The 12,950-nt window shown below is 69.7% G+C and carries 18 protein-coding genes and 1 tRNA gene; 10 read left to right on the top strand and 9 right to left on the bottom strand.

From position 1 onward, the window contains the following. Positions 1–52: 52 nt before the first annotated feature. From NL112_RS01730 to NL112_RS01720, 3 genes are read left to right on the top strand one after another with little or no spacing between them, the layout of a single operon-like run. Positions 53–289, top strand: coding sequence for a PRC-barrel domain-containing protein (locus NL112_RS01730; protein WP_255150903.1), 237 nt, complete (start codon positions 53–55; stop codon positions 287–289). Further along, positions 289–750 (top strand): NOB1 family endonuclease, encoded by a 462-nt coding sequence (locus tag NL112_RS01725; protein ID WP_255150902.1) that lies wholly within the window; start codon positions 289–291, stop codon positions 748–750. The genes NL112_RS01730 and NL112_RS01725 overlap by 1 nt, the downstream gene beginning before the upstream one ends. A 60-nt stretch (positions 751–810) precedes the next feature. Continuing rightward, positions 811–1,185, top strand: a complete 375-nt coding sequence (locus NL112_RS01720) for a DUF7522 family protein (RefSeq protein WP_255150901.1) — start codon at positions 811–813, stop codon at positions 1,183–1,185. A gap of 4 nt (positions 1,186–1,189) precedes the next feature. On the opposite strand, the gene NL112_RS01715 is transcribed toward NL112_RS01720, so the two are convergent. Continuing rightward, positions 1,190–2,098 (bottom strand): lamin tail domain-containing protein, encoded by a 909-nt coding sequence (locus NL112_RS01715; RefSeq protein WP_255150900.1) that lies wholly within the window; start codon positions 2,096–2,098, stop codon positions 1,190–1,192. Between the two features lie 79 nt (positions 2,099–2,177). Here NL112_RS01715 and NL112_RS01710 point away from each other — a divergent pair, with 79 nt between their 5' ends. Together NL112_RS01710 and NL112_RS01705 are read left to right on the top strand one after the other, a co-directional pair. Continuing rightward, positions 2,178–2,558: a hypothetical protein gene (locus tag NL112_RS01710; protein WP_255150899.1), complete on the top strand. Its 381-nt coding sequence runs from the start codon at positions 2,178–2,180 to the stop codon at positions 2,556–2,558. A 106-nt stretch (positions 2,559–2,664) separates the two neighbouring features. Next, positions 2,665–3,384: a TMEM165/GDT1 family protein gene (locus NL112_RS01705; protein ID WP_255150898.1), complete on the top strand. Its 720-nt coding sequence runs from the start codon at positions 2,665–2,667 to the stop codon at positions 3,382–3,384. Here the strand turns inward: NL112_RS01705 and NL112_RS01700 are convergent. From NL112_RS01700 to NL112_RS01685, 4 genes are all read right to left on the bottom strand, one after another. Further along, on the bottom strand, positions 3,381–3,755 hold the full coding sequence (locus NL112_RS01700; RefSeq protein ID WP_255150897.1) for a DUF4112 domain-containing protein: 375 nt from the start codon (positions 3,753–3,755) through the stop codon (positions 3,381–3,383). The genes NL112_RS01705 and NL112_RS01700 overlap by 4 nt on opposite strands. 49 nt (positions 3,756–3,804) lie before the next feature. Next, a complete protein-coding gene (gene aceB / locus NL112_RS01695; RefSeq protein ID WP_255150896.1) occupies positions 3,805–5,103 on the bottom strand; it encodes a malate synthase AceB in 1,299 nt (432 codons plus the stop codon). An 88-nt stretch (positions 5,104–5,191) separates the two neighbouring features. Next, entirely contained in the window at positions 5,192–6,259 is a 1,068-nt protein-coding gene (gene aceA, locus NL112_RS01690) for an isocitrate lyase (protein ID WP_255150895.1), read from the bottom strand. Positions 6,260–6,640: 381 nt separating this feature from the next. Further along, entirely contained in the window at positions 6,641–7,597 is a 957-nt protein-coding gene (locus NL112_RS01685) for a ferritin family protein (protein ID WP_255150894.1), read from the bottom strand. Between the two features lie 116 nt (positions 7,598–7,713). Here NL112_RS01685 and NL112_RS01680 point away from each other — a divergent pair, with 116 nt between their 5' ends. Further along, positions 7,714–8,364, top strand: coding sequence for a helix-turn-helix domain-containing protein (locus NL112_RS01680; protein ID WP_255150893.1), 651 nt, complete (start codon positions 7,714–7,716; stop codon positions 8,362–8,364). A gap of 3 nt (positions 8,365–8,367) precedes the next feature. Here the strand turns inward: NL112_RS01680 and NL112_RS01675 are convergent. Both NL112_RS01675 and NL112_RS01670 read right to left on the bottom strand, forming a co-directional pair. Continuing rightward, positions 8,368–8,439, bottom strand: a tRNA-Thr gene (locus NL112_RS01675). A gap of 29 nt (positions 8,440–8,468) precedes the next feature. Beyond that, positions 8,469–9,119: a DUF7114 family protein gene (locus tag NL112_RS01670; RefSeq protein WP_255150892.1), complete on the bottom strand. Its 651-nt coding sequence runs from the start codon at positions 9,117–9,119 to the stop codon at positions 8,469–8,471. 60 nt (positions 9,120–9,179) lie between these two features. Here NL112_RS01670 and NL112_RS01665 point away from each other — a divergent pair, with 60 nt between their 5' ends. The 4 genes from NL112_RS01665 to NL112_RS01650 are packed head-to-tail and all read left to right on the top strand — an operon-like array spanning position 9,180 to position 11,596. Further along, positions 9,180–9,884 (top strand): enoyl-CoA hydratase/isomerase family protein, encoded by a 705-nt coding sequence (locus NL112_RS01665; RefSeq protein ID WP_255150891.1) that lies wholly within the window; start codon positions 9,180–9,182, stop codon positions 9,882–9,884. A 29-nt stretch (positions 9,885–9,913) separates the two neighbouring features. Further along, a complete protein-coding gene (locus NL112_RS01660; RefSeq protein WP_255150890.1) occupies positions 9,914–10,543 on the top strand; it encodes a hypothetical protein in 630 nt (209 codons plus the stop codon). Positions 10,544–10,565: 22 nt separating this feature from the next. After that, positions 10,566–11,099 (top strand): DUF8056 family protein, encoded by a 534-nt coding sequence (locus NL112_RS01655; RefSeq protein WP_255150889.1) that lies wholly within the window; start codon positions 10,566–10,568, stop codon positions 11,097–11,099. A gap of 26 nt (positions 11,100–11,125) precedes the next feature. Next, complete coding sequence (locus tag NL112_RS01650) at positions 11,126–11,596, top strand: DUF5812 family protein (RefSeq protein ID WP_255150888.1); 471 nt, start codon at positions 11,126–11,128, stop codon at positions 11,594–11,596. Here NL112_RS01650 and NL112_RS01645 read toward each other — a convergent pair. Both NL112_RS01645 and NL112_RS01640 read right to left on the bottom strand, forming a co-directional pair. After that, positions 11,593–12,066: a type IV pilin domain-containing protein gene (locus NL112_RS01645; protein WP_255150887.1), complete on the bottom strand. Its 474-nt coding sequence runs from the start codon at positions 12,064–12,066 to the stop codon at positions 11,593–11,595. The genes NL112_RS01650 and NL112_RS01645 overlap by 4 nt on opposite strands. A gap of 69 nt (positions 12,067–12,135) precedes the next feature. Beyond that, positions 12,136–12,936: an MOSC domain-containing protein gene (locus NL112_RS01640; protein ID WP_255150886.1), complete on the bottom strand. Its 801-nt coding sequence runs from the start codon at positions 12,934–12,936 to the stop codon at positions 12,136–12,138. Positions 12,937–12,950 lie beyond the last annotated feature (14 nt).

The raw sequence follows: 12,950 nt of genomic DNA, 5'->3' as shown, positions 1-12,950 counted from the left end.
CGCGTCAGACGACCCCGTGGCGTTTATGTTCTGTGGGGCGTATCCGTCGCGCATGGCCGAGATACTCGCGGAGAACCTGTCGGGCAAATCCGTCGTGGGGAGCGACGGTGCCGAACTCGGGATGCTGTACAACGTGACGATGGACATCAAGAGCGGGACGCTGAACCACCTGCTCGTCGACCCGGCGGAGAACGTCACCGCCGACTTCGAGGTGGACGAACACGGCCACTACCTCGTCCCCGTCGGCGCGGTGCAGGCGGTGAAGGACCACATCGTCGTCGCGCGCTGATGCGGGTTCTGGACGCCTCCGCGTTCATCAACGACTACACGACCGACGACGACGTCGCCACCATCCCCCTCGTCCGTGAGGAACTGGAGGACGACGCCTCCGGCTACCGGTTCGACGCGCTCGAGGGCGGCGGGATGCGGATGCACGTCCCCGACCAGGGCACCGTCGAGCGCGTCGAGCGCGCCGCCCGGACGACGGGCGACGCGACGGAGCTGTCGGAGACGGACACCCGGCTGCTGGCCGCGGCGTTCGAACTCGACGCGACGCTGGTCACCGACGACTACGCGATGCAGAACGTCGCCACCGAACTCGACGTGCGGACCGAGGTGGTCGCCACCGACGGCATCGCCGAGCGCCGCGACTGGACCTACCAGTGTCAGGGCTGTGGCCGCGAGTTCGACGACCACCACGACCGCTGTCGCATCTGCGGGTCGGAACTCGCACGGAAGAACCCGAACTGACGGTCCCACCGGCTGGGAACCGCCCCCGCGCTTTTTTGTCTGCTCGTCGTACGGCGAACTATGTCGTCGAACGTCTCCGAGGACCTGGCCGAATCGCTCCGCGAGGCCGCACGCACCGCTATCGGCGACGAACTGCGGAGCCTCACGTACTTCACCGAGGACGCCGTCGAACAGGTGTATCTCCGCGACGACCTGGAGGCCGACGCCGACCTCGTGGGGTTTGCCGACGTCGAGCGGCTGGGGTTCCACTCGCAGGCCGGCTACCGCGACACGGAACTGGGCGACTACGAGTTCACCATCCGCGTGTTCGAGAACGGCTATCTCGTGCGCGTCATCGCGGGCGACAGCGGCGTGTTCGCCACCACCGACACGATGGCCCGCGACCGCTTCGAGGACGTTGCGGGCGCGCTGGAGGCTATACTCGCGGACGCGTAGCGAGTCAGTACGACCGCTCCGCGACGACCGTCCCGTTCGCGGCCCGGACGGTGACGGTGTCGCCGCCGTTGTTCCACACCGCCGACTCGCGGCCCCAGTAGACGTGGCCGTCGCCGTCCGTTCCGGTCCCGGAGTGGAGCGTCACGGTCGCGTCGGGCGCGAGCGTCACGTTCCCGAACTCGTACGTCTTGCCCGCCTCGTCCGTGACGGTCCAGCCCCGCAACTCGAGCGGTTCCGTCCCGCGGTTCGTGAGCCGGACGTACTCGTCGTTGAGGTTCTCGTTGTCGTTCCCCTCGGCGTCCGGGTGGACGCGCACGGCGAGGCCGCCGGTGGCTGTCGGCGTGGCCGGGGTAGCCGTCCCCGTCGGCGGCGACTCGGTCGCACACTCCCACAGGCCCGTCCCCGACTGCTGGGCCTCGCGTTCGGCCGCGTAGAAGCGGTCGCGGCGCGTGAACTCCGAGTCGTACACGCGGGCGTAGCCGTCCGCGACCAGCCGGTAGTTGAACGGCTCGCCGTCGTGGCTCACGTACGCGAGCAGGCGGCCGTAGTAGCCGCGCCGCCCCTCGTTGCTGTCGAACGCGAGCGTCACCTGCTCGCCGCCAAGTTGCCGTTCGGCGAACGCGCTGGCCTTCTCGCCCCACCGGCGGAGACAGGCCCGCCCCGCGTCGGTGTCGGGGACGCCCTCGAACTCGTCGGGGCTGTTCTCGGCGTGCACCTCCGGCGTGTCGACGCCGAGCAGGCGGACGGTGTCGGCGGTGCCGTTCGAGTACGCGATTTCGAGGGTGTCGCCGTCGACGACGCGGGTGACCGTCACCGTCAGTTCGCCGTCGACACTCGCGGGCGCGTCGGTGGCGGGGAGCGTCCCCGCACAGCCGGCGAGCACGAGCAGGACGACGAGCGAAACCGCGCGCATACCCGTCAGTCGGCGGCCGGGGCCATAACCCCCCGGGGCCCCGACAGTTAAGTCCGTGCTAATCGTACCCACACGCGAGATGGCAGGGGAGGACGGACTGCGGGAGACGTTGCTCGACCACTCCGACTACCGCGCGTGTCGGAACGTCTGGCAGGCGTACAGCGGGGACGGGGACGCGGCGCTGGCCGACTACGTGGATGCGATGCGGGCGACCGAGGGGGCAGTGGCGCTCGTCGCCCAGGACGGCGCCGCGGACGTGTACGCCCGCTTCGACGCCGGCCGGTTCGAACATCTGACGCTGTGGCCGCCGTGGACCATCGGCGGCGTCGACCACACCGACAGCGCGGGCCTGGAGTCGTATCTGCGGGAGACGACGAACCTCCGTCCGATACGTCACGACGACACGCCGTTCGCCAGTCCGTCGACGCTGGGGTCGATGACCCACCGCATCTGGCCGTGAGCCGGGTCCCGGTTTCCGAACGTTTACAAATTAGCTCCATCTAATCCTCCGATGAGATGGCGCTGAACTGTGACGTCGTGACTACCGAGTCGGGGGTGGGCCGGTAGTGGCGACGTGGCTGGAGGTGGCGACCATCGCGTTCGTCGCCCAGTTGACCGTTCTCCCCGGCGAGAAGGTGCAGTTCATCATCGCCGCGCTGTCGACCCGCTACAACCCGCTTCTGGTGGTCGCGGCCGCCGGCACCGCGTTCGCGGGGTGGACCGCCGTCGAAATCGTCGTCGGCAACGCGCTCCAGCGGGCGCTCCCGGGGCTGTATCTCGACGTGTTCACGGGACTGCTGTTCCTGCTGTTCGCGGTCCTGCTCGTCCGGTCGGCGCCCGAGGAATCGGGTGCCGGGGCGGCAACCGACGGCGGCGTCGCCCCCGCCGACTCCGGCGAACTGGAGGTCGAGGTGCCGTATCTCGGCTGGGAGGTGCCCAACGTCGCCGGCGGCTTCCTCCCCATCTTCGCGCTGATGGCGTTCGGCGAGGTGGGCGACAAGACGCAACTGGTGACCATCGGACTCGCCGCCCAGTACGCTCACGGGACGGCCATCTGGGTCGGCGAGATGGCCGCCATCATCCCGGTGAGTCTCGTCAACGCCGTGTTCTTCTACCGGTTCAGCCACCGGTTCGACGTGCGGAAGGCCCACTACGTCGGCGCGGCGCTGTTTGGGTTCTTCGGCGTGGACACGCTCCAGGCGAAACTGACGGGCGTGTCGGCGTGGGAACTGCTCGTCCGGTGGGTGGCCGAGTTCGGGGCCACGCTCGTCGGTGCCCTCTTCTAGCGCTGGTCCGCGACCGCGAGCCGGAGGTTCCGGCGGTTCGCGCGCCAGGCCACGTCGAACAGGTCGCCGACGAGCGGGATAGCGCCCACCGCGAAGTCGACGCCCACGTTCACCAGCATCCGCGCGAGCGTCCGCTTGCGGACGCCGAGCCGTGCCGCCTCGGCGACGACGTACAGCGACAGCACCGCCGCCACGGTGTCGCCCGCAACGGGCAACAGCCCGACGAGCGGGTCGACGCCGACGTGGACGCCGACCACCGGGAGCTTCAGGCCGTCGTCGAGCAGGCTGGCGGCCCGGTCCATCCGCTCCAGTGCCGCCGTGTCGACATCCTCCGGCACGTCCTCGACGCCGCGCAACTCGACATCGGACATGCGTGTCGCTACGCGGCCGAGCGCCAAAAGAACGTGTCGTGGGCGCGGTTCAGTTGCCGACGTCCATCGCGCGCTCGACGACGTCCTCGCTGTACAGTTCCGCGAGGTCGTCGTGCTGGTCCGGACGGTTCTGGTAGACGTCCTGGAACAGCGTGATGGGGGTCTGGACCGCCTGGTAGGTGGCCTCGTCCCACATCCGGTCGCTTGCGATGTCGATTTCGACGCCGTCGATGCGGACCGTCGTCGACCGGGTGATGGCGATGGCGCCCTTGCCGGCCTCCTTGGCCGCCTCGAACTCCTCCATCGAGTCGACGATGTCGTCCATGCTCGGGACGTAGTCGGTCAGGTCGACGAGTTCCTCGCGGAGTTCGTCGGCGTCGAGTTCCTCGGTGTCGGTGCCGACGGTGAGCCGGTAGCCGTCGCCGGTCTCCTCCAGCGAGATGCGCTCGCCCTCGTACACCTGCACGCCGTCGTCGTCGGTGAGTTCGGCCTCGCGGCCGTCGGCGTCGATGAGCCAGCTACCCTCCTGTGGCGGCAGGGGGTTCTTGTTCGCCTCGACGACCTGGCCGGGGGTGAGCGACCAGATGCCGGTCATCCCCTTCGCCTGGTTGTCGGTCATGCGCTCGCGGTAGCCCTCGACGTCGCGGATGTCGTCGAACGGACCGTCGACGGAGATACAGCCGGCGGCGCTGGCCGCCCGGGAGGTGTTGTGGCGCAGTTCCGGCCACTCCGGGAGCCCGCCGGTCGGCGTGATGGCGCGCATGTCCTTCGTGTAGTCGACCTCACCGTCCACGAGCAGGAACAGCCGTTCGAGGTTGTTGTCGGGCTTGCCCATCTCGTCGCGGAGTTCGCCCATGGCGAGTTCCGCCGCGCCGGACTCGATGATGACCGACATGGCGAGGCTCCCCTCCTCGAGGCCGTACTCGTTCTCGACGATGGTGAAGAACTCGTCGGCCTTCTTCCAGTCGTCGATGCCGCCGACCTCGGGGATGACGAACCCGTCGAGATGCTCGACGGCGCCCTTCTCGGGGTCGGCTATCTGGAGCATGTGCTGGAACCCCTGATAGCGCGTCTCGGGGCTGTCGCGGTGCCAGACGACGCGGGGGTGAATCTCGCCGGGGAAGTCGGCGCCGTTCTCGGCGACGACCTCGACGATGTTCTCGGCACCCTCGTCGCGCATGTTGGGCGCGGTGGCGTCCTCGTTGTCCGGCACCCAGACGTCGGGTGCCTGCATGCCGCGCAGTTGGGAGGCGCTACGAACCATCTTGGCGGAGTCGTCCTCTCCCTCGACCGCGGTGGGCGAGGTGAAGAACGTCCGCACGAACTTCCGTGTGTGTCGTCGTTCCATATGTATCAGTAGAGTCGGGTTCGGTTGCGATAATAAAGGTGGTTAAAGCAGTAGTTGCGCCGACCCCGGAGGGCCGGCGACTGCGTCGTCAGTCGTCGTCGTTCGAGGTGAGCGGGTCCGACTCCTCCTCGGTGAAGCCGGCGGACTCCTCCATCCGCTGCTTCGCGGCGGGGTCGAACTCGGCCTCGATGTCCTGGAACCGCGAGACGAAGGAGAGCTCGTGGTGGCTCTCCGTCTCGTGGCCGAGGTAGCGGTCCTCGAGGTCGAACTGCGCTTCCTCGTCGTTCTCCGCGATGTTCTTCATGTCCTCGTACACCGCGTGAGCGCCGGAGTGCAGGGCGTACAGCGTGATGAAGATGTACTGGTAGCCGAGGTCACCCAGCTCCTGGAACGTGAGCGGGTCCTCCTCCTCGGACCACGCGAAGCTCGACGAGTAGTTGAACGCCAGCTTCAGGTCCGGGTGGGTCTCGTGGATGGTCTCGGCGTACTCGACGGCGTCCTCGCGCGACGGGTCGGGCATCTCGGGCCAGACCAGGTCGACGCCGGCGTCGGCGTACAGCCGACCGCGCTCGAGGTGCTCCTCCCAGTCGCCGTTCGCGGAGCCGTACGCGTCCGTCCGGGCGATGATGATGGTGTCCTCGTCCTGCTTGGCGTCGACGGCCGCGGAGAAGCGCGCCTTTGCGTCCTCCCGGGAGACGATCTGCTTGCCGGCGATGTGACCACAGCGCTTCGGCGTCGTCTGGTCCTCGATGTGGACGGCGGCGACGCCGGCCTTCTCGTACTCGCGGACCGCGCGGCGGACGTTGTGGATGCCGCCGTAGCCGGTGTCACAGTCCGCGACGACCGGCAGGTTCGTCGACTCGACGATGCGCTTTGCGTTCTCGACCATCTCGGTCATCGTGACCATCTCGAGGTCCGGGAAGCCGAACTGGCCCAGCACCGTCGAGTAGCCCGACATGTACGCGGCGTCGAGCCCCGCCATCTCCGCGAGGCGGGCGTCCAGCGCGTGGTAGAGGCCGGGCGCGAACGTGAAGTCCTGTTCCTCGAACTTCTGGCGGAGTTCGCGGGCCGCCTTGTTGTCAACGTCTCGAACTATCGACTCGGTGTTCTGGACGCGGCTCGCAACCTCGTCCACTCCGTCGTTGTCGTGTGCCATAGTTAGATGTCCTCCGAGCGGCCGGGAGTACCGACGCGCGCGGTCACGAGCGCACACGGCCCGCTGGCAACGATTGCCGACCGAACCACGGACCCTGCGTCGCTCATCGTGTGCATCTGTCCGTCGCACAGTCGGGTACAAAACTGTTATGAATTATAATGTTAATATTGGATTAAGAGTGAAACCCCTTAATTCGGAATTAGCGAATATAAGGGATAGGGAGTCACACGCATACGGTCGGTCGTCCTAGAAGCGGCCGACAGCGCGGGCGTCGCGCGTGGCCGCCCGCGACCCGCCGCTCCGTCGGTCGCGAAAAGCCGGCGAGAACCGCCTCGACCGGGCGTGAGGAGAGTCGTCGTCGGGTGTCACGACGCCGACTACTCAGTCGTCGGCGGGGGCCGGCGAGTCGTCGAGCTCGACCAGCGTCTCCACGTCGGGTATCTCGGCGGAGGCGTCCGTGATTATCTCGACGCGCCGCGACAGTTTGTCGCGGGCGTACTCGACGAGCGCCACCGGGTCGACGAGGTCGTCGGTGTCGCTGACGATTTCGGCGACGTACGGCATCAGGCTCTGGAGCGTCTCCTGGACCGTCGCGGGGTCGACGCCGTCCTCCGCGATGTGCTGTTGGACCTTGTGCATCCCGAAGCCGACGTGACGGCCCTCGTCGCTCCGGATGTGGCCGACGCCCTCCACGAGGCCGGGCAGGTTCGGGAAGTCGTCGCGCGCGCTGTCGGCGCGGATATCCGGCCCGCCCTCGCCCACCGATGAGGTGATGCCGTAGTAGCCGGTCTGGGCGAGTACCGACTCGACGACGAGATGGTAGTGACAGTACGCTTCCACGCGGTTCTCGGGGGTGTCCTCCTCCAGCAGGCGGTGCATCGCCGCCTCGGTGCCGTCGAACAGTTTCGCGTAACCGGGCATGAAGTAGCGGTCGTCGGTCGGCGCGGTCACCTCGAACCCGTGGTGCTCGGCGACGGGGTCGATGACCTCCCGCCAGTACCGGTCGAAGAACTGGGTGTGTTTCGCCTCCTCGTAAATCTGCGAGGAGACGAACATCTGGTCGTTGATGTCGTCTAACACCATCGAGAGGGGCGCGAGGTCCTCGGTGACGGCCTCCTCGCCGGCGCCGAACAGCGCGATGGTCTGTCGGAGCGCATCGAACTCCGCTTCGGTGGCGTTCTCGTCGTCCATCAGCCGCTGGCGGTCGGTCTCCAGCATCGACTCCGGGATGTCCTCGTAGGGGTCCCAGTGGTTGTAGACGGCGTGCGTGAAGTAGCCGCCCGCGCGACCCTCGGGGTCGAGTCGGAGCGACCGTCCGTCGTCGGTGTAGCGTGACATATCTCCGCGTGGCGGCGTCGACCCAATCGCGTTGTCGCCACCCATCCGAGGGGTGTTGAAGTCTCCCGGCACACAGCGGGGGAAGAGGTAAACCGGGGGTGAGCGAATAGGCGGGCATGCGGTACGCGACAGTCGTCATCTCCCCCAACGACGGCGCGCTCCACCCGGCAGACGGGGCGCTACTCGACGCGCCGTCCGTCGAGCGGCGCTCGATCAGCCAGGTCACCCTGCTGGAGGACGGCACCGCCGTGATGCTCTACCGGTTCCGCGGCGACGCGGGCCGGGCGGACGCGGCGCTGGACGCCTGTGACAGCGTCGTCGACGCCGACGTGACGGAGGGCCCCGACGGCCTCGCGTACATCCACATCGACGCCAACGACACCGTCGAGTCGCTGTTGCGCATCCTGCTCGAACACGAAATCGTCATCGACCCGCCCATCGACTGCATCACCAACGGGAGCGTCCGCGTCACGCTCGTCGGCCGCTCCGACGCCATCCGACGCGCGGTCGACCAGGTGCCCGACCGCCTCCACGTCTCGCTGGAGGGGCTCGGCGACTACCAGCCGGAGCACTCGAATCTGGCGGCCCGACTCACGGAGCGCCAGCGCGAGATACTGGAGGCCGCGGTCGGCCTCGGCTACTACGAGGTGCCGCGGCGTGCGACCCACGACGACATCGCCGCCGAGGTGGACCTCTCGGCCGGCACCGTGGGCGAGCACCTCCGAAAGGTCGAGGGGAAGGTGCTGTCGACGCTGGTGTCGCAGTAGAAGAGCCTAGGCCGGGATTTGAACCCGGGCTCTCGTCCTTACCAAGGACGCGCTTTACCGCTAAGCTACCCAGGCAGGCACCTGACCGTAGCCCGGTTTTCTCTTTAGTCGTTTCGATTCAGCGGCCGGCCGGCACTGCCTGACACGGCGGCCAGTCGCTCGCGGACGCCGCAGTCGAGCGCCTCCGCCGGGTCGGGAAACGCCCCGTCCCAGGTGGCCGCGAGCTCCGCGACGACCTCCGTCGCCTCCGAGGGGTGGCCGCCGGCGGCCGTCGCGCCCGCGGTCACCGCCAGCCGCAACACGTCCGCCTCGAGTTCGCGGTCGAGGTCGGCGGGGTCGGCCGCCGTCCAGCGGTCGGTCTGGTCGCGGCCGAACGCCCGGACGACCTCGACGGCGTCGGCGGCCGCCTCGGTGGGCGCGAGCAGTCGGAAGCCGCGGGCGACGAGCACGTCGGCCGCGAGGATGTCCATGTCGGCGGCGTCGCGGGCCGCGCGGTCGCCGCTCCAGGGGTTCTCGTGGGCGAGCCGTCGGGTGAGCCGGAGGCCGTCGTAGATGAGTTGGACGCCCGCGGCGCGGTCGGCCAGCCCCGGTTCGTCGGGGTCGACGCCCGCCGCGGTCGCCGTGGCGAGGGTGACGGCGCCGGGAAACAGGGCGGCGCCGTCGAGCACGCCCTCGATGTCGTCGCGGAGGCCGGCCGGCGTCACGTCCCCGACCGCGCCGAGTGCGGCCCGGCGGACCGCGGCGGCTTCATCCATCGGCCGGTAGTTGGGGTGCGAAAGGCAAAGACCTTTGGAAACCCACGGCCACGCCCCGTCATGATACGGGTCTCGGACGCCGACGCGGTGCGGGTCGTCACCCTCGACCGCCCCGACGCGGCCAACGCCGTCACGCCCGAGGGGCTCGGTGCGCTCGCCGACGCGGTCGCGGACGCGCCCGTCCCGGTCGTGCTGATTCGCGGGGCCGGCGACGCGTTCTGTGCCGGCGCCGACCTCTCGGTCGTCGCCGAGGTGGCGGCCGACGGCGACCCGACGCCGTTCGTCGAGGCCGGCCAGCGGGCGCTCTCGCGCATCGCGGACGCCGACGCCGCCGTCGTGGCGGGCGTCGACGGCGCGGCCCGGGGCGGCGGCGTCGAACTCGCCCTGGCCTGCGACGTGCGCGTCGCCACGCCCGACGCGACGTTCGGGGAGCCGGGGGTCACGTTCGGCCTGTTCGGGGCGTGGGGCGGCACCCACCGTCTGCCCGACACCGTGGGGATGGCCGACGCGATGGACCTCTCGCTGTCCGGTCGGGTGGTCGACGCTGGGGAGGCCCGCCGGATGGGTCTCGTCTCGCGGGTCGTCGACGAGCCGCGTGCGGTGGCCGACGAGCTCGCGGCCAACGACCCGTCGGCGCTCCGTCTCCTGAAGGAGCGACTCCGCGACGACGCGCCCGTCGACGCACAGGAAGCCGCCGAGGCGGAGGCGTTCGCCGCGCTGGTCGCCGAGCACGCCGACGCTCTCGCCGAGCACCGAAAAGGTTGAACGAGTCGGCCCGATAGGGAGGGCAAGGAATGCCGGACTGTGACTACTGCGGGGCGTCGTTCGACAGCGAGTCGGCCCGCGACGACCACCTCCGGGCGGAGCACGCCGACGAACTCGGCCCCATCGACCAGCGCCGCCTCGGGGAGACCGAGGACGACGACGACGGCATCGAGGCGGCGCCCATCGCGCTGGGCGTGGTGCTGGTGGCGGCCGTCGGCATCGTCGCGTACGTCCTGTTCTTCGCCGGCGGTGGCGGCGGCGGGAGCGGCCCGCCGTACGGCGTCAACGGCTACGACGTCCAGCAGACGCCGACGAGCCAGGCTGGCTCCGTCCACTACCACGGCACCATCCTGATGACCGTCAACGGGAACGCCGTCGACTTCAGCCAGCGGGAGTACCAGCTCCAGGCCGACGCGTTCCACTTCGAGAACGGCGACGGCGAGCGGTGGCACGGCCACGCCCGCGGCGTCACCCTCGAGTACGCGATGGCGACGCTCGGCATCGGCGTCACCGACGACTCCGTGACGTTCCAGGGGACGACGTACAACCAGACGGGGGGCACGAACGTCACCGTCGCGGTGAACGGCGAGAACGTCGCCCCGCCCGGCTACGTCCTGCAAGAGGGCGACCGGGTCCGAATCGCCGTCACGGAGTCGTGACGGGCGAGCCCGGGAGCCGACGATGAGCGGCACCGAGACGGGCGACGCCGGCGACGACTACGGCGGCCTGCTCGGGGCGTTCCCGTACGCCGTCCGGCACAGCGACTCGTGGCTGTTCCGCGCGTACGCCGTCCTCGGGGGTCTGCTGTCGCTACTGCTGTCGCTGTTCTTCCTCATCTCGTTCGTGCTCGCGGTCGCCGGGAGCGTCGGCCTGGCCGCCGGCGGCACCTCCTCGTTCGTGCGTGCGTTCGTCGTGTTCGTCGGCTTCCTCGTCGTGGCGCCGCTGTTCGCGCCCGTGCTGTTCGTCGCGCGCCACCACCGCCTCGTCGGCAACGACCCCGGCTACGACCGGGCGCTCGGGGCGGCGGGCGTCGGTTACGCCCTCGCGCTGTATCTCGGCGCCATCGTCTCCGTCCCCGCGGAGTTTCAGACCCCGGCTACGGGGCCGGTCGCTCCCGTCGTCGAGTTCCTCTACGGCCTGCCGTCGCTGGCGGGGGTCGTCCCGCCGGCCGTCGCCGCGCTCGTCGTCTATCTCGTCCACAGAGCGATGCGGTGAAACGGCGCGAGCCCCTCCCCCCGTCCATGAGCGACCAGACCGAGGGCCGGTTCGTCGTCACGCACGCCGAAGACGAGTCGGCGGTGCTGAAGGACGTCGACGGCGGGCAGGTCCACACGCTGGCGGAGAACCCCGGCGTCGGGGCGGGCGACGTGCTCGACGCGACGCTCTCCCCGGAGCCGCCGATGGAGGTGACGTGGCGCGTCGTCGAGGTGGAGGCGCGCCGGAGCATCGACGTGGCGGCGAGCGCGGAGCCGCCGACCGAACAGGAGCGGGCCATCGCCGCCGACCAGTCGGTCGGCGAACTCACCCGAAAGGAGCGGGCCGGGATGGGCGAACTCCACGTGCTGACGGTCCCCGAGGATGACACCGACGAGGCTGTCGACGACGTACTCGACGACGAGGGGACGCTGGCGCGGGCCGCCCGCATGGACGACGTGAACCGCGTCGAGGTGCGGTCGGAACCCGGCGTCGTCAGCGTCCGCTATCTCCCTTAGCAGGTGAACGGCCCCGGCGTCGAGTCGGGCGCCGTCGGCACCGTGTACGTCTCGAGCACCTGCTCGGTGTCGCCGCTCTCGTGGACCAGCCGGTAGGTGGTCCCCTCGCGCGGTTCGACGAGCGCACAGTCGCTCCCCTTCCCGTCGATGTGGACGTACTCGGTCGCCTCCACCGTCTCGCCGCCGGTCCAGACCGTCTCCCACGCGACGCGGTTCCCCTCGTCGTCGACGACGTACAGGTCGCTCCCCTCAGCGACCTCGCCGTTCGTGTGCGTGACGTTCACGTACGGGACGCCGCCGTTGCCCGTCCCCGCGGGGTCCCAGTCCGCCTCGAAGGCGGCGTACGGCGACGGCGCCGACAGTTGGTCGTCGAACCCCAGCGCGAGCGACCCGAACACCGCGGCGACGGCGACGACGATAGCGACCATCAACACGCCGCCGATAATCGGTGAGACCCCGCGTTGATTCATAAATTACCGCTGTTCTGCGGTTACTTCAATACTCAAGCGCCATTTCAGGAAGTGAGAACGCTCCCGGCGTCACCGGTCGCGCCGGTCTCGGACGGTGACGGCGTCGTCCACGGCGACCCGGTCGCCGACCGTTTCCCGTGGAACGCGGCTGTTCACCATCAGCCGGAAGTGGTGGTCGAACCAGTCGCGGTCGGCCCACCCTGGCAGGGTCGCGGCCCGGCGCTCGACGAACCGCTCGCGGAACCCCTCGGTGTCGGCGCCGGTGTCGGGGTCACGGGTCGGCACGACACAGCGCTGACACGGGTTGACGCCCTCGAAGCGGGCGCCGCCGACGTCGAACGCGACCACCGAGTCACGGTCGGCGTACAGGCGGTCCTCCCAGAACGCTTCGACGCCGGAGACGACGAGGTTCGGGCGGAGACGCCGGCGCATTCCGGCGGCGTCGATGTCGTCGAACCAGCCAGCGACCGCCTCCAGCGTCGCGGCGGCGATGACCGTCGGGCCGGCGGCGTGGGTGTCGTCCGGGAAGCCGCCGCGGTCGTCGCGTTTCAGCGCCACGTCGTAGCCGAAGAACGACGACAGCCAGTCGGCGGCGGTCGCCCGCTCGTCGGGCAACCGGAACGTGGCCCGCTCGTCGCCCTCGCGGGGGCCGAGCGTCAGCGCGCCCGTTTCGGGGTCGAACGACGACGCGAGGCGGTGGACCTGCCGCTCGCGCTTCCCGTTGACGTACTCGCCGTCGGCGTCGACTATCGCGTACTCGCGGTCGACCGAGAGCCCGCCCGCCTCCCGGACCGTGGCGGCCTCGACGGCGACCGGGTCCAGCGACTTGACGGGGTAGACCAGAATCCGCGACAGCGTCGGGTCGCTCATACCCGGCGGTGGGG

It is taken from the genome of Halorarius halobius, from assembly GCF_024298865.1.
Taxonomy (GTDB): Archaea; Halobacteriota; Halobacteria; order Halobacteriales; family Haloarculaceae; genus Halorarius; species Halorarius halobius.
Note: the sequence above shows the minus strand (reverse complement) of the source record. Positions and strands in the feature narration are given on the sequence as shown.